Consider the following 21202-nt stretch of genomic DNA (forward strand, 5'->3'; position numbering starts at 1 on the left):
CATCGCGAGACCCGGCGGGCCTCACCCCTGGGAGCGAACCACCATGTTCAGCGTCATCCGACTCGGAACGACCTTCACCCGTGACGTGTGAACGACCTCACCAGCCCGGTCGAGTGCGCGCTTCCGGACGACGATGAGCGGATCGTGCTCCGGACGGGCCAGCCACTCCGCGGTCTGCGCGGTCGTGAAGCCGACGTCGATCTCGCGGTACATCTCCGAGAACTCGACGCCGTACACGTCGCGGAGCACCTGATACGTGGAGGTGTCGTGGTCGATGTGCCGATCGAAATCCGGGAAGCGCGTCAGAGAATACCGGCTGTCGTCGATGGAGAGCGGGATGCCGTCGAGAGCGAAGACCCGCACCAACCGGAACACCGGGTCGCCGACGGGGACGCCGAGGCGGCGCGCGCGCTTCTCGTCGGCGGGGGTCGTCTCGGCGCGCATGATCCGTCGGGACTTGACCCCGTCTGCCACCACGGTGTCCGCGAAGCCACCGAGGGTCATGGCGCCGATCACCTCGCGTCGCGGAGCGACGAAGGTCCCACGGCCCTGCTGTCGACGCACGATGCCGAGGCCCTCGAGGTCGGCCACCGCCCGCCGCACGGTGATCCGGCTGACACCGAAGCGCTCGCACAGCTCGGGTTCGGACGGAAGCCGCTCGCCTTCGGCATAGGTCCCGGCGTCGATCTCCCGCATCAGCAGGCTTCGCACCTGTTCGTGCAGCGGGGTCGAACCGACGGCTGACGACAGCTGAGTCACGTCGGAGTCCTCCTCTACGGCGCCGGGTATCGTCGCAGCATCTGCGCGCGTGCGTCGTCCCCCGCATGCACAGGGTATCCGAACGCCCCGCGCAACGTGCAGGCGAGCGCTCCGCTGACGGCGGCGATATCGAGACATCCGGCGAGATCGGCCCCGCCCGCCCGCGCCGCGAGGAACCCGGTGAGGAAGGCGTCCCCGGCACCGAGCGCATCGACGGCGTCGACCTCGCGGATACCGGTGCGCCGCACGGAAGTGGCCTCGAAGCCCACAGAGCCGCGGGCACCCCGCGTCACCACGGCCGACCCCATACCGCAGGCCACGGCGAAGCGGCCGAGGGCGTCGATCTCGGAATCACTGCGGTTTCCTCCGGAGAAGAACCCCACGTCGACGTGCGGAGCTGTCGCCCGGATCACGTCCGGCGACGCGTCGTCGGAATAGTCGTACGACACGCGGCTCCCCCGCTCCGCGATGGCCGGAAGCTCCGGCTCCAACGACGAGTAGACCGAGGTGTGCACGCGGTCGAAGCCGGAGAGGTACTCGTGATCGGCCTCGCTCAGACGCAGCCGCAGCTCGGCCTGGACTCCCCCGCGGTTCGAGGCGACGAAGCGCCGGTCGCCGTCCTCGTCCAACGCGACGAAAGCCATGCCGTTCGCGCCGCGCACGCGTCTGATGCGGGCGCCGTCCACTCCGACCTCGTCGAGGACGCCCCACACGTGGTCCGCGAAACGGTCGTCTCCCATGATCCCGACGAATCCGGCTGTGCCGCCGAAGAAGAGCCGGCTGTACGCGGCGACGTTCAGGGCGTTGCCCCCGGGGTAGGCCAGGTCCTCATGCAGATAGCAGTCGAGGACGTTGTCCCCGACGCCGACCAGCGAGGGCGGTGGGACCGCGGCGAGCGCATCCCGGAGCTGATCCGTATCCATCGTCATCCCTTCACACTCCCCGCCGCGACGCCGGCGACGAAGTACCGCTGCAGCGCGAGGAACACCACCACGATGGGCAGGGCCGCGATGGTCAATCCTGCCAGGAGCACACCCCACTCCGTGGAGAGGGAATCGCGGAACGACATGAGTCCCGCGGGGATGGTGCGGAGCGCATCAGCGTCGATGTAGACGATCGCGAAGAGGAACTCATTCCAGGCGAAGTAACCGGTGAGGACGGCGGCGGTCGTCAGCACGGACGCGCTCAGCGGCAGGTAGACGTGCCGGAAGACGCCGAACGAGCGGCAGCCGTCGATGGTCGCGGCGTCCTCGAGCTCGCGGGGGATGCCGAGGAAGACCGAACGGATGAGCAGGATCGCCATCGGCAGACGGAACGCCACATAAGGGAGGATCATCGCCCAGTACGTGTTCAGCAGTCCCATCGTGTCGAGAAGGCGGTAGAGCGGGATGAGGCTCACCTGCGGTGCCACCACCAGCCCGCCCATCGCCACGATCAGCACGATGGTCGCCACGCGGCTCGACAGCCTCACCATGCCGTAGGCGCACAGTGCCGCGAGTGCGACGGTCGCGGCGGTGGAGATGACCGTGACGATGACGGAGTTGAGGAAGTAGTCGGAGATCCCGCGATCCCAGGCGGCGGCATAGTTCTGGACGAGCCAGACCGACGGCAGCCCCCACGGATCGGCGAAGATCTCGGATGAGGACTTGAACGAAGAGATCGCCATCCAGAGCAGGGGGTAGGCGATCACGACAGCGTAGACGGCCAGGATCACCTGGACCGGGGCACGGCGGATACGCTCCGCCGGACGAAGCCGGGTACTGCTCATGTCATTGCCTCCCGCTTCGGAACGAGACCATCTGCACGACGGACAGCACGAGCGTGATCACGAAGATCAGGCTCGCGATGGCCGAGGCGTAGCCCATCTCGTTCTGGAAGAAACCCTGGTTGTACATGTAGGTCGCGAGGACCTGGGTGGTGTTTCCCGGACCGCCCTTGGTCAGGATGTAAGGCTCGTTGAACACCGTGAAAGCGCCGGAGACGGTGAGGATCATCGCGACGAAGATCATCTCCTTGGCCTGCGGGACGGTGATGCTGAAGAACTGGCGAATCCGTCCGGCGCCGTCCAGCGACGCGGCTTCGTAGTATTCCTCCGGGATCTGCTGCAGTGCGACGACGTAGAGCATGCAGACGTAGCCGATGCTCTGCCACTGGGAGACGCCGATGACCGCTCCCATCGCCGTGTCGACATCGGCGAGCCACGCCGTCTGCAGGCTGCCGAGTCCGATCGCCTCCAGCAGAGCGTTGAGGAGTCCGCCGCGGGCGTTGTACACGAACGTGAACAGCAGCGCGATCACGGTCATCGAGATCACGGCGGGCAAGAAGTACACGCTGCGCAGGAATGCGCCCATGCGCGGACCGAGCAGCCGGGTCAGCCAGGCGGCGATCACGAGGGCACCACCCACCTGGCACACGATCGAGACGATCGCGTACAGGATGTTGTTGCCCAGGGCCGTCGCGATGATCGGATCGCTGAGGAGCCGCGCGAAGTTGTCGAGGCCGACGAAGCGCATCTCACCGCTGCCGGCGCTGAAGGAGAAGAAGCCGAAGGCCGCATTGGCGACCAGCGGGTAGTACACGAACACCCCGATCAGGATGATCGCGGGAAGCACGTAGAGCAGGTTCGACCAGGCTCGAGAGCGTGTTCTCATCACGGTGTCTCTTCCGAAAGGTGGGAGGGGCCGCCGGCCGAGGATGCCGGCGGCCCCGGTGCGGATCAGGAGGCGTCGCGCACGCGCTTCGCGGCTTCCTGCACGGCGGCCATGACCCCCTCGGGGGTCTGCTGGCCGCTGAGCATCAGCTGAGTCTCGGACAGGTACGCCTGCACGATCTGCGGATCGTAGGCGTTGTCGAGCCAGGTCGTCATCGCCGAGGCGTCGACGATCCCCTGGGCGAGCTCCCGTGAGATCTCGGGCACGTCCGCCTCCTCGACCGCACCCTTGACCGGGCTCAGCTCGCCCGCGCGCTCCGCATAGGCGATGCCGCTCTGCTTGCTGAGCAGGAACTCGAGGAACCGCTGCGCCTCCTCGGGGTGCTTCGTGGTCTTCGAGATCGCGAAGCCCTCCGGAGCTCCGGTCAGCTCCGCCGGATCGCCCTTGCCGCCCTCGACCGCAGGGAAGTTGAACGTGCCGTACTCGAACTGCGCGTCGCCGAAGTACCCCACCTCGGCGCTCTGCATGTACATGATCGGCGCCTCCCCCGCGATCCAGGCGTTACGCGCGATCTCATGCCCGACGGCCGTGAGGTCGTCGTTCATGTACTCGGCGAGTTCCTGGAAGCGCTCCAGCGCCCGGACATACCCCTCGTCCGTGAACGCGCCGGTCGCCGGATCCTGATCCGCTGCGAACACCTCCGGATCGACGACACGCTGATTCAGCGTGCCGACGTAGTGCGCGATCGTCCACTGCTCCTGCGCGCCGTACTCGATCGGGGTCATGCCGGCGTCCTGGATCGTCTCCAGGACGTCGATGAACTCGTCCCACGTCGCCGGCGGCTCGAGACCCAGCTCCTCGAACACGTCTTTGTTGTAGAAGAACAGCTTCGACTGCATCCCCACTGGCAGACCGTAGGAGGTGCCGTCCACCTCGAAGGCTTCCAGCTGGCTCGGGTAGAAGCTGTCCCGGAAGTCCGTGTCCTCCTCGAGCCACGGCCCGAGATCGAGCAGGGCGTCGTTGGAGACGAGCTCGTCCACGAACGAGCCGCTCCAGGTGAACAGGACGTCCGGAGCGTTGGCGGAGCCCGCGACGACCTTCACCTTGTCCTTGTAGGCGTCGTTGAGCACGCTCTCGACGGAGACCTTGATGTCGGGGTTCTCCTTCTCGAACTCCGCCACCATGTCGGTGTAGTACGAGTTCTTCGGCTCGTTGGGCCAGCGGTGGAAGAAGCTGATCTCCACCTGGCCGTCCGAGGCCTCGCTCTCGCCGCCGGCGCACGAGGCCAGGGGCAGGACGAGGGCGGCGGCGGCCGCAGCCGCCACGCCGATCCGGGCTGATGTTCGCATCGTTGCGATCCTTTCGTTCCTAGTACTCCATGCGCCACATGTAGCGGCGCACGCTGAGGGGGTGTCCTCGGTGGTCGGCGAGTGCATCCGCGTACGCGCGGAGCACGACGTTGAAGAGGAGGTGGGCGACGATGCCGCGCACCTCCGGAGCGACGACATCGAGGCCGAACTCCTGGGCGTCGATGACGAGCACCCGATCCGAGTGCTTCGTGACGAAGTCCACCGCGCGCTGCTCGACGGACCGAGTCTCATCGAGTCCGAGCAGCGCGATGAACGGCACATCCTCCTCGGTGATCTCGAAGGGGCCGTGGAAGTACTCGCCGGCGTGGATGGCGGCGGAGTGCACCCACTGCATCTCCTGCAGCAGGCAGATGGCGAACGAGTACGCGGAGCCGTAGTTGGAGCCTGCCGCCATCGTGTAGATGAGGGACTCGCGACGGTGGCGGTATCCCCAGGCATCGGCGGCTGCGGAGTGCGCTTCGCGCGCTGCCGGCACGAGGGTCGGCAACTGGGCGACGGCCTCGTCGACCACACCGGCGATGCCGGCCTGTTCACGGTCGTCCAGGATGCCGGCCGCCAGGCGCAGCAGCAGCGCGGGGCCGACGTGGGCCTCGCTCTTCCCCTCGCCGTGCTGATACGCCACCACGTGCTCCGATGCCTCGGCGAGCGGCGACGTCGGGTCGAACGTGAAGGCGACCGTGAGCGCACCGCGCTCGCGTGCGTGCTTCGCTGCGGCGACCGTCTCCGGCGTGGTGCCGGAGTGCGAGCAGAGCACGACGAGGGTGTCGGCGTCGACGCGCGACGAGGCGCGGCTGGTGAACTCGGCAGCATTGAGTGCGGTCGCCTCGAGCGACACCGCCTTGGTGCCGAACAGGTACTCGATGGGCTGCATGACGGCAAAGGAGCCGCCGCAGGCGGTGAGCACGACGCGCGAGATGGTGTCTCGGGTCGCGATCGCCTGGCGGGCCGCAGCGAGCTGGTTCTCGATAGCGGCGGAGTCGACGAACAGAGCGGTGGCAGACAAGATGGTCCCTTCTGATGACCTTCGATCAAACATCATGACTCGTTATATGACGTCATGTGATGACTGACGATAGCGAGCGCAGCACGGCCTGTAAAGAGGCGCGGCGAAAATCGTTCGCGGGAGTCAGGGAAAGGGACGGGTCCGGCGCGCTTCAGCGGTCGGCTCGCGCCGCAGGAACGGCGGCCGCGGCGTCAGCCGCGCCGACGCCCGCGGACGGCCTTGAGGGCCATCTGCACCGCGATCACGACGAGATACGCGGCGAAGAGGAGGTTGCCGACGGTCGGGTCGACGATGGTCGCCAGCCAGGCGCCGAGGGCCGTCGTGGTGCACGCCGAGACGCCGATCAGCAGCGCGGCGAGGAGATCGACGTTGCGGTTGCGGAGATTGCCGACCGTGCCGGAGAGCGCGGTCGGGATCATCATGAGCAGCGAGGTGCCCTTCGCGACGAGGTCGCTCGTGCCGAACGCGAGCATGAGCACCGGGACGACGATCACACCGCCGCCCACGCCGATGAGCCCGGCCAGGATGCCGGTTCCGATCCCCACGACCACCAGGGCGATCCCGGTGAGCCAGGTGAGCTCGAAGACGGCGTCGCGCGAGGGGATGACGAGGAAGAGGCTCACGATCACGACGACGAGGAAGCCGACGAACCCCCAGCGGAGGGCGGTCTGCGAGATCCGCGGGAGCAGGCGGGTGCCGATCTGCGCTCCGACCACGGCTCCGGCGGCGAGGATCAGCGCCGGGATCCAGGCGACGGAGCCCGACGCGGCGTAGGAGATGACCCCGACGGTCGCCGTCGGGACGATCGCCGCCAGCGAGGTCCCGGCCGCGAGCCGCTGGTCGAACGCGAGCAGCAGCACCAGCAGGGGGACGATGACCGTGCCGCCGCCGACGCCGAAGAGACCGGAGAGGAGGCCGGCGAGGAGGCCGATGCCGATGAACGTGGCGTAGGCGCGAGGCCCGCGCTTCAGGACCGTCGCATCGCTCACCGGACCAGCCTACTCCCGGCCTCTCCCCCGCCCGAATCGTGCCGGGTCAGACCTCCGAGTCCGCTTTGACGGGCACCGCGATGGACTCCGTGAGCGCCTGCTCGTACCGGCGCTGTCGGCGCCGCAGCCACAGCCCGCCGACGATGAGCAGCGCGAGGATGACGTAGGCGACTGCGGAGAACGGCTGCGCGATGAGCGTCGTCAGGTCGCCCTGGCTGAGCTGCAGCGCGCGCCGCAGCTGCTCCTCGCCCATCGGCCCGAGGATCATGCCCACCACCAGCGGCGCCACCGGGAACCCGTACCGCCGCAGGAAGTAGCCGAGGACGCCGATGATCAGCAGGATCAGGATGTCGACGACCGCGAAGTTCAGCGCGTACGCGCCGAAGGCGGCGAACAGGAGGATGCCCGCGTACAGATACGGCCGCGGGATCTGCAGGAGCTTCACCCACATGCCCACGAGCGGCAGGTTCAGCACGAGCAGGATCACGTTGCCGATGTAGAGGCTCGCCACCAGTGCCCAGACGAGGTCCGCCTGTCCGGTGAACAGCTGCGGCCCGGGCTGCAGACCGTACGTCTGGAACGCGGTGAGGATGATCGCGGCCGTCGCCGTCGTCGGAAGTCCCAGCGTCAGCAGCGGCACGAGCACGCCCGCGGCCGCCGCGTTGTTCGCCGACTCCGGGCCCGCGACGCCTTCGATGGCCCCGCGGCCGAACTCGTCCTTGCGGCGCGAGAGCTTGCGCTCGGTGGCGTAGGACAGGAAGGTCGCCACGTCCGCACCGCCGGCCGGGATCGTGCCGATCGGGAAGCCGATGGCGGTGCCGCGGAGCCACGGCTTCCATGAGCGGCGCCAGTCGTCCTTCGTCATCCAGCTGCGCCACCCGCGCGACACGGGGATCACGTCGATCGCGCCGTGCCGCAGCCGGGCCGCGACGTACAGCGTCTCGCCGACCGCGAAGAGCCCCACCGCCACGAGCACCACGTCGATGCCGTCCGCCAGGGGCAGCAGGCCGAGCGTGTACCGCTGCTGGCCCGAGAGCCAGTCCGTGCCGACCAGGCCGAGGAACAAGCCGACGCCGAGCGACAGCAGGCCGCGCGGCACGGAGGACCCCATCAGCGCACCGACGGTGACGAAGGCTACGACGATGAGAGCCACGTAGTCGGCGGGCCCGAGGTTCACGGCGAACTGCGCGAGCACCGGTGCGAGCAGCGTCAGGCCTACGGTGGCGAGGGTCCCCGCGACGAACGACCCGAGCGCCGCGGTGGCCAGCGCCGCCGCGCCCCGCCCGAGCTTGGCCATCTTGTTGCCCTCGATCGCCGTCACGATCGACGACGACTCCCCCGGGGTGTTCAGCAGGATGCTCGTGGTCGACCCGCCGTACATGCCGCCGTAGTAGATCCCCGCGAACGTGATGAGCGCTGCGGCCGGTTCCAACGTGTAGGTGAGGGGAAGGAGCAGGGCGACGGTCATCGCCGGCCCGATCCCGGGGAGCACTCCAACGGCGGTGCCGATCAGCACGCCGAAGAAGGCGAACACGAGGTACTGGGGCTGCAGCGCGGTCGCGAACCCCTCGAGGAGCAGACTCCAGCTGTCCATCAGAACATCCTTCCCAGCCAGCCGAGCGCCGGTCCCCAGGGGAGCGACAGCCCGAGCAGACCGCCGAACACGACCTGGACGACCAGCGCGAGGATGCTGCCGATGAGGAGCGCCATCCACCAGCGGCGGGCGCCGAGCGCCCACGCGACGCCGCCGAACAGCAGAGCCGCCGCCGGGGCCCAGCCGAGCGGCTCGATGAGGAGCAGATGAGCGACCACGAGCGCCACGATCTTCACGAGCGTGCGCCAGTCGGTCGGCAGGCTCTGATCGACGTCCTCCCCCTCCTCCGGCACACCGCGGTGGCCGCGGAGGATGCTCACCACGACGGCGAGAGACGAGCCCAGAAGCAGCACCGAGACGAACAGCGGGAAGACCGTCGGCCCGACCTGGCCGCCCGCGGGCACATGGATGGTGAACACACCGGCGAACGCGAACACGCCGAGGGCCACCATGAGCAGGGCGAAGACGAGCTCCCCCCGCGGCAGGGACGCGACGAGACGTGCGGACCGACGGGCGTCGGTCCGCACCTCCTCGCCGGGTCCGGAAGACCCGGTCGTCATCTCAGCCGACCAGCCCGATGTTCTGCAGCGTCGTGGTGACCTCGGCGATGTTGCCGTCGAGGAATTCGTCGAACTCCGCGCCGGTGAGGAACGCGTCCGCCCACCCTCGCGTCTCCAGCTCGTCCTTCCACGCGTCGGACGCCTCCAGCTCGGTGACGAGGCGCTCGAGTTCCGAGCGCTCGGCGTCGCTGATCCCACCCGGAGCGATCACGCCGCGCCAGTTGGTGAGCACGACGTCGTACCCGGACTCGGTGATCGTGTCGACGTCCGGCAGCTGCGTGACCGGCTCCTCCGACGAGACGGCGAGGGCCTTCATGGTGCCGGCCTCGATATGCTGCAGGAACTCGCCCACGCCGGAGATGCCGGCCGAGACCTTGCCTCCGAGGATCAGCGAGGTGGCCTCGCCGCCGCCCGAGTTGGGCGTGTAGTTCAGCTTCTCGGCGATCTCGGCGCCGTCGAGTCCCGCCTCCTCGAGCAGCAGCCCGGCGAGGATGTGATCGGCTCCCCCGGCGGAGCCGCCCGTGATCGTGACCTCCTGGCCCTTGTCCACGACATCCTCGACGAGGTCCTCCAGCGTGTCGTACTCCGAGTCCGCGGGGACGACCACGACGAGGGGCTCGTCCGTGAGTCGGGCGATCGGGGTCATGTCCTCGATGCGGACGGCGGAGGCGTTGGTCTCCACCGCGCCCACCATCACGAGGCCCATGACCATGAGGGTCGCCGGATCCTTCTCGTTGGCGAGCTGCGCGAGACCCACCGTGCCTCCCGCGCCGCCGACGTTGGTGACGGGCGCCGAACCGACGATGTCCTCCTGCGTGAGCAGCTGCGAGAGGGCGCGGCCGGTCTGGTCCCAGCCGCCGCCCGGGTCGGCGGGGACGACGATGTTGACGTCGGTGATGGCGGCCGCGTCGTCGCCGCCGTCGGAGCCGGCCGTTCCGCCGTCGGCGGTCGAGCACGAGGTGAGGACGAGGGCGGTCGCGGCGACTGCCGCGGCGAGGGTCCCGATGCGGGCGTGATTCATGGCGCTCCTCCTTGAGCGTTCGAGTGCAATCCGTCCACTGTCGAGGCGCCGATGCGCCCGCTCAAGCTTCGGAAACCATTGGTCGCGTTCCGTAACTATTGGTCGCGAACAGCTCCGGCGCCGGCTCGCGGCCCGTCCACCCACCCGGGAGAATGGATCCGTGGCCTCGAAGATGACGCTCCGTGTGCAGCTGCTCGCGCTGCAGGCGCTGATCGTGTTCCTGGTGACCCTCGGCACCGGCATCGCCGCCGGAGCGTTCCAGGAGAACGCGCTTCGCGAGGCCTACAAGGACCGCATGCAGGCGGTCGCCCAGTCCGTCGCCGCTCTCCCCGTCGTCCTCGATGCGTTCGACGACGAGGACCCGGCCGCTGCCATCCAGCCGGTCGCCGAGGTCATCCGCGAGGCCTCCGACCTCGCGTACGTCGTGGTCGCCAACGACGAGGGCATCCGGTACTCGCATCCGAACACCGACCGCATCGGCGAGCGGGTGTCCACCGACCCGTCGATCCCGCTCGGCGGCGAGATCTTCGTCGGCACGCAGACCGGCACGCTCGGGACCTCGTGGCGGGTGAAGGTGCCCATCCGCGACGAGGACGGTGCCGTCATCGGCACGGCCTCCGTCGGCATCCTGGAGTCCGAGCTGAACGAGGAGTTCACCAGCAACCTCGTGGGTCTCATCTCCGCCATGCTCGTGGCAGCGGTCCTCGGGGTCTTCGGGGCCGCGTGGGTGACGTCGTTCATCCGGCGACGCATCTACCGGCTCGAGCCGCACCAGATCGCGGCGCTGGTCAAGAACCAGGAGACGACCCTGCACGGGCTCAGCGAAGGCGTCGTCACCGTGGACGGCGCCGGTCGGATCACCCTGGTCAACGACGCGGCTGCGAGGTTCCTCGGCCGCGATGCCGCCGATCTCGACGGTGCTCCCGCCGACGAGGTGCTCGGCGCCGACCTCGCCACCGTGCTCCGGGAAGGCGAGGCCGCGGGCCGCCCCGTCATCGTCGGCTCGCATGTGCTCGTCGCCCGCAGCACCGCCTCCGAAAACGGATCCGCCGACGTGGGGGCGACGCTCCTGCTCCGCGACCACACCGAGCTGCACGACGTCGTCCGCCGAGTCGAGGCGGCCGACGCCATCATCGCCTTCCGGGAGCGGTACGGGTTGCCGAAGGGCTTGAGTGCGGAGACCCTGGAACGGGTCTCCGCCGCCCTCGCCGCCCGACCGGATGCCTCGGCGACCGAGATCGGGGACGACCTCGCCATCTCCCGCGTCAGCGCCCGTCGCTATCTCGAGCACCTCGCCGCCACGGGCCAGGCCGTGCGGTCCCTGGACTACTCGACCAAGGGGCGCCCCGGAGCGCGCTATCGGGTCACCGATCCCCGCTGAACGACGAAGCCCGCCACCCCCAAGAGGGGCGGCGGGCTTCGTGGGAGAGCGGTCCTTACTCGGACTTCTTCTCGACAGCGTCCTCGGCGGCGGCCTCAGCGGCCTCGCCCTCGGCCTGCGACTCGGCGCCGGCCTCGGCAGCCGTGTCGTCGGCAGCGGTCTCGTCCGCGGGAGCCTCGACGGCCTCCTCAGCGGGAGCCTCCTCGGCAGCGGGCTTCTCGTCCTTCGGAGCCGCGGCGGCCTTCTTGGTCGACTTCGCCTTCGGGGTGACGGGCTCGAGGACGAGCTCGATCACGGCCATGGGAGCGTTGTCGCCCTTGCGGTTGCCGACCTTGGTGATGCGGGTGTAGCCACCCTCGCGGTCCGCGACGAGCGGAGCGATCTCGTTGAACAGGACGTGCACGACTTCCTTGTCACCGATGACCGACAGCACGCGACGGCGGGCGTGCAGGTCCCCGCGCTTGGCGAAGGTGATGAGGCGCTCGGCGAGCGGACGCAGGCGCTTGGCCTTCGTCTCGGTCGTCTTGATCGACTTGTGGGTGTACAGCGCAGCCGCGAGGTTGGCAAGCAGCAGGCGCTCGTGGGCGGGGCCGCCTCCGAGGCGGGGACCCTTGGTGGGCTTGGGCATAATCGTCTAACTCCTGGTCAGAAAGGGTCGGGTATCAGAAGGACTCGTCTTCGCTGCCGCCGTAGAAGTGGGCGCCGTCGAAACCGGGCACCGAATCCTTGAGCGACAGACCGAGCGAGATGAGCTTGTCGCGCACCTCGTCGACCGACTTCTGGCCGAAATTGCGGATGTTCATGAGCTGCGTCTCCGACAGGGCGACGAGCTCAGAAACGGTGTTGATGCCCTCACGCTTCAGGCAGTTGTACGAGCGGACCGACAGGTCGAGGTCCTCGATCGGCATCGACAGCTCGCTGGAGTTCACAGCCTCCACCGGCGCCGGGCCGATCTCGATGCCCTCGGCCTCGACGTTCAGCTCGCGGGCGAGACCGAACAGCTCGGTGAGCGTCTTGGCGGCCGAGGCGACGGCGTCGCGCGGGCTGATCGCCGACTTGGTCTCGACGTCGAGGATGAGCTTGTCGAAGTCGGTACGCTCACCGGCACGGGTGGCGTCGACGCGGTAGCTGACCTTGAGCACGGGCGAGTAGATCGAGTCGATCGGGATCTGACCGGCCTCGGCGTACTCGTTGCGGTTCTGCGTCGCGGAGACGTAGCCACGGCCGCGCTCGATGGTGAGCTCGAGCTCGAACTTGGCGGTGTCGTTGAGCGTCGCGATGACGAGCTCGGGGTTGTGCACCTCGACACCGGCCGGAGCCGAGATGTCGGCGGCGGTCACTTCACCGGCACCGGTCTTGCGGAGGTACGCGGTGATGGGCTCGTCGCGCTCGCTGGAGACGACCAGCTGCTTGATGTTGAGGATGATCTCGGTGACATCCTCCTTCACGCCGGGGATCGTGCTGAACTCGTGCAGCACACCGTCGATGCGGACGCTGGTGACAGCGGCGCCGGGGATCGACGACAGCAGGCTGCGACGCAGCGCGTTGCCGATCGTGTAGCCGAAGCCGGGCTCCAGAGGCTCGATGATGAACCGGCTCCGGTTCTCGACGATCTTTTCCTCGGTCAGTGTGGGACGCTGTGCAATAAGCACTCTGTGTTCCTTTCGATCACATGCCCGCTATATGACATGTGGTGGGGTGAGGTCTTGAGTTGTGGAAGTCGATGCCCCACGCGGGGCGCCGAGCCGCTCGACCCGAAGGACGAGCGGCTCGGCACACGCATCAGACGCGGCGGCGCTTCGGCGGACGGCAGCCGTTGTGCGCCTGCGGGGTGACGTCCTGGATCGAACCCACCTCGAGGCCGGCGGCCTGCAGCGAGCGGATCGCGGTCTCGCGGCCGGAGCCCGGACCCTTCACGAGGACGTCGACCTTCTTCACGCCATGCTCAGCGGCCTGGCGGGCAGCGGACTCCGCTGCCATGCCTGCGGCGTAGGGGGTCGACTTGCGGGAGCCCTTGAAGCCCACGCCACCCGACGAAGCCCAGGCGATGACGGCGCCGGACGGGTCGGTGATCGAAACGATGGTGTTGTTGAACGTCGACTTGATGTGGGCCTGGCCCAGCGCGATGTTCTTCTTCTCCTTGCGGCGCGGCTTGCGCGCGGCGGCCTTGGGTGCAGCCATGAAAGTGTTCTCCTAGTCCCTGGCCGCTGCTTAGCGGGCCTTCTTCTTGCCGGCGACGGTGCGCTTCGGGCCCTTGCGGGTACGGGCGTTGGTCTTGGTGCGCTGACCGCGGACCGGAAGGCCACGACGGTGGCGGAGGCCCTCGTAGGAGCCGATCTCGACCTTGCGGCGGATGTCTGCGGCGACCTCGCGGCGCAGGTCACCCTCCACCTTGTAGTTGCCTTCGATGTAGTCGCGGAGGGCGATGAGCTGGTCATCGCTGAGGTCCTTGACGCGGATGCTCTCGTCGATGTCGGTCGCCTTGAGGATCTCGACCGAGCGGGTACGGCCGACGCCGTAGATGTAGGTAAGGGCGATCACCACGCGCTTGTCGCGCGGGATGTCAACGCCGGCAAGACGTGCCATGCGGTTCTCCTGGGTGTTGTGGAGGTGTGGAGCAGGATCGGTGCCCGGGCCTCCGCCCCGAGGTGTCCCCCGCTTCCGCGGGTTCTGATCCTGCCGTTTCGTATTGAGTTATGAGATTGCGAGAGCGGCGCTCACGCAGCGGGGGCTCAGCCCTGGCGCTGCTTGTGGCGCGGGTTGCTCTTGCAGATCACCATCACGCGGCCGTGGCGGCGGATCACCTTGCAGTGGTCGCAGATCGGCTTGACGCTGGGGTTGACCTTCATGATGTTTCCTGTTCGCTGTCTTCGTGCTGCCCGATGTCCGACCTCCGAGACCGGGGTCCCTGAGCCCGTCGAAGGGCAGCCGTTACTTCTCGACCGATCAGCGGTAGCGGTAGACGATGCGGCCGCGGGTCAGGTCGTAGGGGCTGAGCTCCACGACCACACGGTCCTCGGGGATGATACGGATGTAGTTCTGCCGCATCTTTCCGGAGATCGTTGCCAGGACCTTGTGTCCGTTGCTGAGCTCAACGCGGAACATCGCGTTGGGAAGAGCCTCGGAGATCACGCCCTCGATCTCGATGACACCGTCTTTCTTAGCCATAGCCTCGCTGACGCTTCTGCAGATCGGTCGATCTGCGGTGGGTGGGTGGTGTGCGGTACCGGGCCGGATCGGACACGCCGAACGCATGGCACAAGGCACCAAAGATCTATGTTATCCGACGACGCCCCATCCGGCAACTTGGCCGAATGGGGCGTCGAGCGGGTGAGCGGGTCTCAGCCGAGCAGGTCGGTGAACCGCTTCATGTCTTCCTGGTTCTGGAGGTCGAGCCGCTCGCCGTCGATCTCGACGGTCGGCGTGCCCTGGATGTCGTTGGCCTTCGCCTGCGCGGCACCGAACTTGCGGTACGTCTCGTCCGTGATGCAGGACACGACGTCGTCGCCCGCGCCGATCTGGGTGGCGAACTCGGCGAGCTGTTCGTTCGTGAGGCCGGGGGTGTTCTCCGCCGGCTGGTTCTCGAACAGGACCTTCGCGTAGTCGAAGTAGAGGTCGGAGTCCGACTCGGCGACGCAGAACGCGGCACCGGCCGAACGGGAGGAGAACTCGGTGCCCTGCGAGAAGCGGTCCAGGATCGCGATGGGGTGCTGCTCGAGGGTGATCTCGCCGCTCTGCGCCTTGGCCTCGAGGGCGGCGCCGAACTGGTCCTCGAAGGACTTGCAGACCGGGCACTGGAAGTCGAGGAAGACCGACACCGTCGTGTCGCCGTCACCCATGGAGATGGAGCCGGCCTCGGCGTCGAAGTTGTCGTTAGCGGTCGGGGTGGCGCCGGGAGAGGTCGCCTGGTTGTTGAGGAACACCACGAGTCCGCCGAGGGCCACCAGGACCACGACGACGGCGATGGAGACGCCGATCGCGAACCAGTTGGTGTTGCTCTTCGCCGCTGCCATTACTTTCCGATCTCTCGAGGCTCGACCCCGAACGGGGCGAGTCCGGCTCTTCCACCATCGGGCGCGGTGAGCACCCAGATGCCCCCATCATGCAGGGCGACGCTATGTTCCCAATGTGAGCCGTCAGTGCCGTCGACCGTCGTGACGGTCCAGTCGTCATCCTCCACGAACGTCGCCTCGCCGCCGGCGGTGACCATGGGCTCGATGGCGAGCACGAGCCCGGGCTTCACGTCCGCGCCGCGGTCGGGCGTCCGGTAGTTGAAGACGCTGGGGGCCTCGTGCATCTTCCGCCCGATGCCGTGTCCGACGTACTCGCGGAGGATCCCGTAGGGCTCACCGCTCACGGCGGACGGCCCCTGCGCTTCGATGTAGTCCTGGATGGCGGCGCCGATCTCGTCGATCGACGAGGCCGTGGCCATCGCGGCGATCCCCGCCCACATGGACCCCTCGGTCACGCGGGAGAGCTCCTCGCGGCGCGCGACGAGCTCGGGGCGCTCGGGATCGGGGACGACGACCGTGATCGCACTGTCACCGTTCCAGCCCTCGAACTGGGCGCCGCAGTCCACCGAGACGATGTCGCCGGGCTGGAGGACCCGCTCCCCCGGGATGCCGTGCACGACCTGCTCGTTGACCGAGACGCAGATCGTGTGGTGGTACCCCTTGACGAGCTGGAAGTTCGACTCCGCCCCCCGCTGCAGGATGGCGCGGTTCGCGGCGGCGTCGAGCTCGATCGTCTTCACCCCCGGCTTGATGAGGGCCCGGACGGCATCGAGGGCTTCGGCGGTGATGAGGCCGGGTTCGACCATGGCTCGCAGCTGAGCCGGGGTCTTGTAGATCGAGCGGCGGAACATCTCAGACGGCGGACGTGGTGGAACGCAGCCCACGAGCGGCCAGGGCGGCGGAGATGCGCTCCGTGATCTCCTCGAGGGAGCCCACACCGTCGATGCGGTCGACGATGCCGCGGCTGCTGTAGACCTCGATGATCGGCGCCGTCTCCTTCTCGTAGATGTCGAGTCGGTGCGCGATGGCCTCGTCCGTGTCGTCGGAACGCCCCTGCTCGGCGGCCCGGAGCGCGAGGCGGGCGATGCTCTCCTCGCGCGGGACGTCGAGGAGGATCACCGCGTCCAGCGCCTCGCCGCGTCCTTCGAGGAACGCGTCCAGGTGCGCGACCTGGGCGGTGTTGCGGGGGTAGCCGTCGAGGAGGAAGCCGTTCTGCGCGTCGTCCTGGCTCAGCCGGTCGCGCACGATCTCGCTCGTCAACTCGTCCGGCACGAGGTCGCCCTTGTCGAGGATCGCCGTGACCTGCTGGCCGAGAGCCGTCCCCTCCTTGATGTTCGCGCGGAAGATGTCGCCGGTCGAGACGACGGGGATCCCGTAGGACTCGGCGATGCGCACACCCTGCGTGCCCTTGCCGGAACCCTGGGGGCCGACGATGAGCAAACGGGCAGTGGGTCGGTGAGCCTGTCGAACCGTCATCGGAGAAGTCCTTCGTAGTGTCGCTGCTGCAGCTGGGCATCGATCTGCTTGACCGTCTCGAGACCCACGCCGACGATGATGAGGATCGACGCGCCACCGAACGGGAAGTTCTGGTTGGCGCCGACCGTGGCGAGGGCGATCAACGGGATGAGGGCGATCAGACCCAGGTAGAGGGAACCGGGGAGCGTGATGCGGGTGAGCACGTAGTCCAGGTACTCCGCGGTCGGACGGCCGGCCCGGATCCCGGGGATGAAGCCGCCGTACTTCTTCATGTTGTCGGCGACCTCGACCGGGTTGAACGTGATCGCGACGTAGAAGTAGGTGAACCCGATGATCAGCAGGAAGTACGCCGCCATGTAGATCGGGCTGTTGCCGGTGGTGAAGTTCGCGCTGATCCAGCTGACCCACGCGGGCGGCGTGGAGCCGTCCTGCGGGGTGTTGAACTGCGCGATGAGCGCCGGGATGTACAGCAGCGACGAGGCGAAGATGACCGGGATCACGCCCGCCATGTTGACCTTGATCGGGATGTACGTGTTCGTCCCACCGTACGTGCGGCGGCCCACCATGCGCTTCGCGTACTGCACGGGAATGCGCCGCTGCGACTGCTCGACGAAGACCACGAGCCCCATCACGATGATGCCGACGAGCAGCACGAGGAGGAACACCTCGAAGCCGCGGGTCTGCCAGATGATCGACATCGCGCCGGGGAAGGTCGCAGCGATCGAGGTGAAGATCAGCAGAGACATGCCGTTGCCGATGCCCCGCTCCGTGACGAGCTCGGCGAACCACATGATCAGACCGGTGCCGGCCGTCATCGCCATGATGATGAGCACCTGCGCCCACCACACGTCGTTCGTGAGGAGCTGCGTGCACGCCCCGATGTCGGTCGTGCCGAAGAGCTGGCCTGTACGAGCCACAGTGACGAGTGTCGTCGACTGCAGGAGCGCGAGGGCGATCGTGAGGTACCGCGTGTACTGGGTCAGCTTGGCCTGTCCGGCCTGGCCTTCCTTGTGCAGGGCCTCGAAGTGCGGGATGACGACGCGCAGGAGCTGCGTGATGATCGTCGCGGTGATGTACGGCATGACGCCGAGCGCGAAGATCGACAGCTGCAGCAGAGCGCCGCCGGAGAAGAGGTTGACGAGTCCGAGCAGGCCCTCGGTGCCGGCGTTGGCAGCGAGACACTGCTCGACGTTCGGGAAGTTGACGAACGGCGCAGGGACGTTCGAGCCCAGACGGTAGATCGCGATGATCGCGAGAGTGAAACCGATCTTCCGACGCAGGTCGGGCGTGCGGAAGATCCGCGCGATGGCGCTAAACAAGAACGTTCCTCCTGAAAAGGTGGCCGAACCCTCGAGGGGCGGCTGAAACACCAGGGTAACCCACTCCGAGGTCCGGGGAATGCGAGCGGTCGGCTTCTCCCCCGCCGAACCAGAAGAGGGGCCGGAGAATCTCCGACCCCTCTTCCGCAGTGGTTACTTGACGGATCCGCCCGCAGCCACGATCTTCTGCTCGGCAGAACCCGAGACCTTGTCGACCGCGACGGTGAGCTTCACGGCGATGTCGCCGCCTCCGAGAACCTTGACCTTCTCGTTCTTGCGAACCGCACCCTTGGCGACCAGGTCGCTCACGGTGACGTCGCCACCCTGGGGGTAGAGCTCCGCGAGCTTCTCCAGGTTCACGACCTGGTACTCGACGCGGAACGGGTTCTTGAAGCCGCGCAGCTTCGGCGTGCGCATGTGCAGCGGCATCTGGCCACCCTCGAAGCCGACGCGCACGGTGTTGCGGGCCTTGGTGCCCTTCGTGCCGCGACCGGCCGTCTTGCCCTTCGAGCCCTCACCGCGACCGACACGGGTCTTCGCGGTGTTGGAGCCGGGGACGGGACGCAGGTGGTGGACCTTCAGCACACCGGGGCGGGACGCCGGGGCGTCCTTCTTCGGCGCAGCCTTGGCGGAGCCATCGGCCTTGGCGTCGGCGGCAGCGGTCTTGGCCGGTGCCTTCTTCGCGGCGGGCTTCTTGGCGGCGTCGGCCTTGGGAGCCGCCGCCTTCTTGGTGGCCTTCTCGGCCTCGACGGCCTCGTTCTTCTCAGCCATTAGTCGATCTCCTCAACCTTGACGAGGTGGGCGACGGTCTTGACGTAGCCGCGCGTCTGCGCGTCGTCGGGGCGGACGGTGGTGTCACCGATCCGCTTGAGACCGAGGCTGCGCAGCGTGTCGCGCTGGTTCTGCTTCTCGCTCACCTTGGACTTGATCTGCGTGACCTTGAGTCGCGCGGCCATCAGGCACCTACCTTCTGTGCGGCGATGGCCTCGGCCTCGGCGCGGACGAGCCGGGCCGGGGCGACCTGGTCGAACTCGAGACCACGACGTGCGGCGACGGCGCGGGGCTCCTCGAGCTCCTTCAGGGCGGTGACCGTCGCGTGCACGATGTTGATCGTGTTCGACGAGCCGAGCGACTTGGACAGCACGTCGTGGATGCCGGCGCACTCGAGCACGGCGCGGACCGGACCACCGGCGATGACACCGGTACCGGCGGCGGCGGGGCGCAGGAGCACCACACCGGCGGCCGACTCACCCTGCACGGGGTGCGGGATGGTGCTGCCGACGCGCGGGACGCGGAAGAAGTTGCGCTTCGCCTCTTCGACACCCTTCGAGATCGCCAGGGGGACCTCACGGGCCTTGCCGTAGCCGACGCCCACCAGACCGTTGCCGTCGCCGACGACCACGAGAGCGGTGAAGCTGAAGCGACGACCACCCTTCACGACCTTCGAGACGCGGTTGATGGTGACGACGCGCTCCAGGAACTGGTTGTCGCCGCGGTCGCGCGAGTTGCGGTCGCGGCCGCCCTGGTTGCGGTCACGTCCGCCGCGGCGGCCGTCCCGCTGGTCGCGAGTGGGCTCAGCCTGCGCGGTGCCGGCGGCCGTCTCGGAAGTGGCAGCAGCCGCTTCGGTCACTTCGTTCTCCTTGTTGTCACTCACAGTGCCAGACCCCCTTCACGGGCGCCGTCGGCGATGGCGGCGACACGACCCGCGTAGCGGTTGCCGCCACGGTCGAACACTGCCTCGGAAACGCCTGCGGCCTTCGCACGCTCGGCGAGGAGCTCGCCGACCTTGCGGGCCTTGGCGGTCTTGTCGCCATCCAGCGAACGCAGGTCGGTCTCGAGCGTCGAGGCCGAGGCGACCGTGTGGCCCTTGCTGTCGTCGACGAGCTGCACGAAGACGTGACGCGCCGAACGGTTGACGACGAGGCGCGGACGCACCTCGGTGCCCACGATCTTCTTGCGAAGACGGGCGTGACGACGCGCGCGGGCGTCGGACTTCGACTTCACAGCCATGGTTACTTACCAGCCTTTCCGGCCTTGCGACGCACGACCTCGCCGGCGTAGCGCACACCCTTGCCCTTGTACGGCTCGGGCTTGCGGATCTTGCGGATGTTCGCAGCCGCCTCACCGACGGCCTGCTTGTCGATCCCGCTGACGGTGAGCTTGTTCGTGCCCTCGACCGTGAGCGTGATGCCGGCGGGCGGGTCGACCAGGACCGGGTGCGAGAAGCCGAGGGCGAACTCGACCGAGTTGCCCTTCTGCTGCACGCGGTAACCGGTGCCGACGACCTCGAGACCCTTGGTGTAGCCCTGGGTCACGCCGATGATGTTGTTGTTGATGAGCGTGCGGGTCAGGCCGTGAAGCGACCGGGACTCGCGCTCGTCGTCGGGGCGGGTGACGAGAACCTGGTTCTCCTCGACCGACACCTCGATGGGGCTGGCCACCGTGAGGGTGAGCTCACCCTTGGGGCCCTTCACCGCGACCTCACGGCCGTCGACCGAAACGGTCACGCCCGCGGGAACGTCGATGGGAAGTCGTCCAATACGCGACATTTCGGATTACCACACGTAGGCGAGAACTTCTCCGCCCACGCCCTTCTGCTCAGCCTGGCGGTCCGTGAGGAGACCGGAGGAGGTGGACAGGATGGCCACGCCGAGGCCGCCGAGGACCGTGGGGATCTCGGTCGACTTCGCGTACACGCGGAGGCCGGGCTTCGACACGCGCTTGATGCCCGCGATCGAGCGCTCGCGGTTCGGGCCGTACTTCAGCGTCAGCGTGAGGTTCTTGCCCACGCGCGCGTCGGAGGTCTCCCAACCGGCGATGTAGCCCTCCTGCTGGAGGATCTCTGCGATGTGCGTCTTGAGCTTGCTCGACGGCAGCGTCACGGTGTCGTGGTGCGCCGAGTTCGCGTTGCGCAGACGGGTCAGCATGTCTGCGACCGGGTCTGTCATTGTCATTGTTGTCTACTTTCGTTCATGAGGTTCCGGCTGCCGTTACACGACAGACGGCCTGCGATGAGCACGCAATCTTCAATTGTACGTGCACATCGACGGGCTCAGTGACACGAGA

General features: G+C 67.9%; 27 protein-coding genes. 1 reads left to right on the forward strand and 26 read right to left on the reverse strand.

Annotation, left to right across the window (positions count from 1 at the left end; all coding sequences use genetic code 11):
* Positions 1-21: 21 nt before the first annotated feature.
* The 10 genes from C6C15_RS13240 to C6C15_RS13285 form a co-directional block, all read right to left on the reverse strand.
* Positions 22-759, reverse strand: a complete 738-nt coding sequence (locus C6C15_RS13240; protein ID WP_025102374.1) for a GntR family transcriptional regulator — start codon at positions 757-759, stop codon at positions 22-24.
* A gap of 14 nt (positions 760-773) precedes the next feature.
* Positions 774-1688: a PfkB family carbohydrate kinase gene (locus C6C15_RS13245; RefSeq protein ID WP_105950321.1), complete on the reverse strand. Its 915-nt coding sequence runs from the start codon at positions 1686-1688 to the stop codon at positions 774-776.
* On the reverse strand, positions 1685-2527 hold the full coding sequence (locus C6C15_RS13250) for a carbohydrate ABC transporter permease (RefSeq protein WP_105950322.1): 843 nt from the start codon (positions 2525-2527) through the stop codon (positions 1685-1687). Before C6C15_RS13250 ends, C6C15_RS13245 begins: the two co-directional genes overlap by 4 nt.
* A gap of 1 nt (position 2528) precedes the next feature.
* Positions 2529-3410: a carbohydrate ABC transporter permease gene (locus tag C6C15_RS13255; protein ID WP_025102377.1), complete on the reverse strand. Its 882-nt coding sequence runs from the start codon at positions 3408-3410 to the stop codon at positions 2529-2531.
* Between the two features lie 65 nt (positions 3411-3475).
* Positions 3476-4759 carry an ABC transporter substrate-binding protein gene (locus tag C6C15_RS13260; RefSeq protein WP_139833308.1) on the reverse strand — a complete coding sequence of 428 codons (1284 nt, stop codon included), beginning with the start codon at positions 4757-4759 and terminating at the stop codon, positions 3476-3478.
* A gap of 19 nt (positions 4760-4778) precedes the next feature.
* On the reverse strand, positions 4779-5783 hold the full coding sequence (locus C6C15_RS13265) for an SIS domain-containing protein (RefSeq protein ID WP_158698561.1): 1005 nt from the start codon (positions 5781-5783) through the stop codon (positions 4779-4781).
* Positions 5784-5974: 191 nt separating this feature from the next.
* Positions 5975-6772 (reverse strand): sulfite exporter TauE/SafE family protein, encoded by a 798-nt coding sequence (locus C6C15_RS13270; RefSeq protein WP_025102380.1) that lies wholly within the window; start codon positions 6770-6772, stop codon positions 5975-5977.
* Between the two features lie 46 nt (positions 6773-6818).
* Positions 6819-8366: a tripartite tricarboxylate transporter permease gene (locus tag C6C15_RS13275; protein WP_025102381.1), complete on the reverse strand. Its 1548-nt coding sequence runs from the start codon at positions 8364-8366 to the stop codon at positions 6819-6821.
* On the reverse strand, positions 8366-8926 hold the full coding sequence (locus C6C15_RS13280; RefSeq protein WP_105950324.1) for a tripartite tricarboxylate transporter TctB family protein: 561 nt from the start codon (positions 8924-8926) through the stop codon (positions 8366-8368). The genes C6C15_RS13275 and C6C15_RS13280 overlap by 1 nt, the downstream gene beginning before the upstream one ends.
* A 1-nt stretch (position 8927) precedes the next feature.
* Positions 8928-9947 carry a Bug family tripartite tricarboxylate transporter substrate binding protein gene (locus C6C15_RS13285; RefSeq protein ID WP_025102383.1) on the reverse strand — a complete coding sequence of 340 codons (1020 nt, stop codon included), beginning with the start codon at positions 9945-9947 and terminating at the stop codon, positions 8928-8930.
* A gap of 160 nt (positions 9948-10107) precedes the next feature.
* Here C6C15_RS13285 and C6C15_RS13290 point away from each other — a divergent pair, with 160 nt between their 5' ends.
* Complete coding sequence (locus C6C15_RS13290) at positions 10108-11328, forward strand: PAS domain-containing protein (RefSeq protein ID WP_105950325.1); 1221 nt, start codon at positions 10108-10110, stop codon at positions 11326-11328.
* A 55-nt stretch (positions 11329-11383) separates the two neighbouring features.
* Here C6C15_RS13290 and rplQ read toward each other — a convergent pair whose 3' ends face one another.
* The 16 genes from rplQ to rpsH all read right to left on the reverse strand — a co-directional run bounded on the left by rplQ (position 11384) and on the right by rpsH (position 21090).
* Positions 11384-11956 (reverse strand): 50S ribosomal protein L17, encoded by a 573-nt coding sequence (gene rplQ / locus C6C15_RS13295; RefSeq protein ID WP_025102385.1) that lies wholly within the window; start codon positions 11954-11956, stop codon positions 11384-11386.
* Between the two features lie 34 nt (positions 11957-11990).
* Positions 11991-12980 carry a DNA-directed RNA polymerase subunit alpha gene (locus tag C6C15_RS13300; RefSeq protein WP_025102386.1) on the reverse strand — a complete coding sequence of 330 codons (990 nt, stop codon included), beginning with the start codon at positions 12978-12980 and terminating at the stop codon, positions 11991-11993.
* Between the two features lie 130 nt (positions 12981-13110).
* Positions 13111-13509 carry a 30S ribosomal protein S11 gene (rpsK, locus tag C6C15_RS13305; protein ID WP_017829189.1) on the reverse strand — a complete coding sequence of 133 codons (399 nt, stop codon included), beginning with the start codon at positions 13507-13509 and terminating at the stop codon, positions 13111-13113.
* A 30-nt stretch (positions 13510-13539) separates the two neighbouring features.
* Complete coding sequence (rpsM, locus tag C6C15_RS13310; protein ID WP_025102387.1) at positions 13540-13914, reverse strand: 30S ribosomal protein S13; 375 nt, start codon at positions 13912-13914, stop codon at positions 13540-13542.
* A gap of 146 nt (positions 13915-14060) precedes the next feature.
* Positions 14061-14177, reverse strand: coding sequence for a 50S ribosomal protein L36 (rpmJ, locus tag C6C15_RS13315; RefSeq protein WP_005050492.1), 117 nt, complete (start codon positions 14175-14177; stop codon positions 14061-14063).
* A 97-nt stretch (positions 14178-14274) separates the two neighbouring features.
* Positions 14275-14496: a translation initiation factor IF-1 gene (gene infA, locus C6C15_RS13320; RefSeq protein WP_017201569.1), complete on the reverse strand. Its 222-nt coding sequence runs from the start codon at positions 14494-14496 to the stop codon at positions 14275-14277.
* A gap of 173 nt (positions 14497-14669) precedes the next feature.
* Positions 14670-15341, reverse strand: a complete 672-nt coding sequence (locus tag C6C15_RS13325) for a DsbA family protein (RefSeq protein ID WP_105950326.1) — start codon at positions 15339-15341, stop codon at positions 14670-14672.
* Positions 15341-16192 (reverse strand): type I methionyl aminopeptidase, encoded by an 852-nt coding sequence (map, locus tag C6C15_RS13330; RefSeq protein ID WP_060921246.1) that lies wholly within the window; start codon positions 16190-16192, stop codon positions 15341-15343. Before map ends, C6C15_RS13325 begins: the two co-directional genes overlap by 1 nt.
* A gap of 1 nt (position 16193) precedes the next feature.
* Positions 16194-16817 (reverse strand): adenylate kinase, encoded by a 624-nt coding sequence (locus C6C15_RS13335; RefSeq protein WP_029989083.1) that lies wholly within the window; start codon positions 16815-16817, stop codon positions 16194-16196.
* The gene (secY, locus tag C6C15_RS13340) at positions 16814-18136 is read right to left on the reverse strand and encodes a preprotein translocase subunit SecY (protein WP_025102391.1); all 1323 of its coding nucleotides are present in this window, start codon (positions 18134-18136) and stop codon (positions 16814-16816) included. Before secY ends, C6C15_RS13335 begins: the two co-directional genes overlap by 4 nt.
* Before the next feature lie 153 nt (positions 18137-18289).
* Positions 18290-18907 carry a 50S ribosomal protein L15 gene (gene rplO, locus C6C15_RS13345; RefSeq protein ID WP_025102392.1) on the reverse strand — a complete coding sequence of 206 codons (618 nt, stop codon included), beginning with the start codon at positions 18905-18907 and terminating at the stop codon, positions 18290-18292.
* A complete protein-coding gene (rpmD, locus tag C6C15_RS13350) occupies positions 18907-19092 on the reverse strand; it encodes a 50S ribosomal protein L30 (RefSeq protein ID WP_017201575.1) in 186 nt (61 codons plus the stop codon). The genes rplO and rpmD overlap by 1 nt, the downstream gene beginning before the upstream one ends.
* The gene (rpsE, locus tag C6C15_RS13355) at positions 19092-19790 is read right to left on the reverse strand and encodes a 30S ribosomal protein S5 (protein ID WP_025102393.1); all 699 of its coding nucleotides are present in this window, start codon (positions 19788-19790) and stop codon (positions 19092-19094) included. Before rpsE ends, rpmD begins: the two co-directional genes overlap by 1 nt.
* On the reverse strand, positions 19787-20146 hold the full coding sequence (gene rplR, locus C6C15_RS13360; RefSeq protein ID WP_025102394.1) for a 50S ribosomal protein L18: 360 nt from the start codon (positions 20144-20146) through the stop codon (positions 19787-19789). The genes rpsE and rplR overlap by 4 nt, the downstream gene beginning before the upstream one ends.
* A 2-nt stretch (positions 20147-20148) precedes the next feature.
* Complete coding sequence (gene rplF / locus C6C15_RS13365) at positions 20149-20685, reverse strand: 50S ribosomal protein L6 (RefSeq protein ID WP_025102395.1); 537 nt, start codon at positions 20683-20685, stop codon at positions 20149-20151.
* Between the two features lie 6 nt (positions 20686-20691).
* Complete coding sequence (gene rpsH / locus C6C15_RS13370; RefSeq protein WP_025102396.1) at positions 20692-21090, reverse strand: 30S ribosomal protein S8; 399 nt, start codon at positions 21088-21090, stop codon at positions 20692-20694.
* Between the last annotated feature and the right edge of the window lie 112 nt (positions 21091-21202).

The sequence above is a fragment of the Microbacterium sp. str. 'China' genome (assembly GCF_002993305.1).
Taxonomy (GTDB): domain Bacteria; phylum Actinomycetota; class Actinomycetes; order Actinomycetales; family Microbacteriaceae; genus Microbacterium; species Microbacterium paraoxydans.

Excerpts from the sequence above, each read along its gene's own strand:
- C6C15_RS13245 (WP_105950321.1), bottom strand. The coding sequence starts at position 1,688 with ATGACGATGGATACGGATCAGCTCCGGGATGCGCTCGCCGCGGTCCCA.
- C6C15_RS13250 (WP_105950322.1), bottom strand. The coding sequence starts at position 2,527 with ATGAGCAGTACCCGGCTTCGTCCGGCGGAGCGTATCCGCCGTGCCCCG.
- C6C15_RS13255 (WP_025102377.1), bottom strand. The coding sequence starts at position 3,410 with ATGAGAACACGCTCTCGAGCCTGGTCGAACCTGCTCTACGTGCTTCCC.
- C6C15_RS13260 (WP_139833308.1), bottom strand. The coding sequence starts at position 4,759 with ATGCGAACATCAGCCCGGATCGGCGTGGCGGCTGCGGCCGCCGCCGCC.
- C6C15_RS13275 (WP_025102381.1), bottom strand. The coding sequence starts at position 8,366 with ATGGACAGCTGGAGTCTGCTCCTCGAGGGGTTCGCGACCGCGCTGCAG.
- C6C15_RS13280 (WP_105950324.1), bottom strand. The coding sequence starts at position 8,926 with ATGACGACCGGGTCTTCCGGACCCGGCGAGGAGGTGCGGACCGACGCC.
- C6C15_RS13285 (WP_025102383.1), bottom strand. The coding sequence starts at position 9,947 with ATGAATCACGCCCGCATCGGGACCCTCGCCGCGGCAGTCGCCGCGACC.
- rplQ (WP_025102385.1), bottom strand. The coding sequence starts at position 11,956 with ATGCCCAAGCCCACCAAGGGTCCCCGCCTCGGAGGCGGCCCCGCCCAC.
- rpsK (WP_017829189.1), bottom strand. The coding sequence starts at position 13,509 with ATGGCTGCACCCAAGGCCGCCGCGCGCAAGCCGCGCCGCAAGGAGAAG.
- rpsM (WP_025102387.1), bottom strand. The coding sequence starts at position 13,914 with ATGGCACGTCTTGCCGGCGTTGACATCCCGCGCGACAAGCGCGTGGTG.
- rpmJ (WP_005050492.1), bottom strand. The coding sequence starts at position 14,177 with ATGAAGGTCAACCCCAGCGTCAAGCCGATCTGCGACCACTGCAAGGTG.
- infA (WP_017201569.1), bottom strand. The coding sequence starts at position 14,496 with ATGGCTAAGAAAGACGGTGTCATCGAGATCGAGGGCGTGATCTCCGAG.
- C6C15_RS13325 (WP_105950326.1), bottom strand. The coding sequence starts at position 15,341 with ATGGCAGCGGCGAAGAGCAACACCAACTGGTTCGCGATCGGCGTCTCC.
- map (WP_060921246.1), bottom strand. The coding sequence starts at position 16,192 with ATGTTCCGCCGCTCGATCTACAAGACCCCGGCTCAGCTGCGAGCCATG.
- C6C15_RS13335 (WP_029989083.1), bottom strand. The coding sequence starts at position 16,817 with ATGACGGTTCGACAGGCTCACCGACCCACTGCCCGTTTGCTCATCGTC.
- rplO (WP_025102392.1), bottom strand. The coding sequence starts at position 18,907 with ATGGCTGAGAAGAACGAGGCCGTCGAGGCCGAGAAGGCCACCAAGAAG.
- rpmD (WP_017201575.1), bottom strand. The coding sequence starts at position 19,092 with ATGGCCGCGCGACTCAAGGTCACGCAGATCAAGTCCAAGGTGAGCGAG.
- rplR (WP_025102394.1), bottom strand. The coding sequence starts at position 20,146 with ATGGCTGTGAAGTCGAAGTCCGACGCCCGCGCGCGTCGTCACGCCCGT.
- rplF (WP_025102395.1), bottom strand. The coding sequence starts at position 20,685 with ATGTCGCGTATTGGACGACTTCCCATCGACGTTCCCGCGGGCGTGACC.
- rpsH (WP_025102396.1), bottom strand. The coding sequence starts at position 21,090 with ATGACAATGACAGACCCGGTCGCAGACATGCTGACCCGTCTGCGCAAC.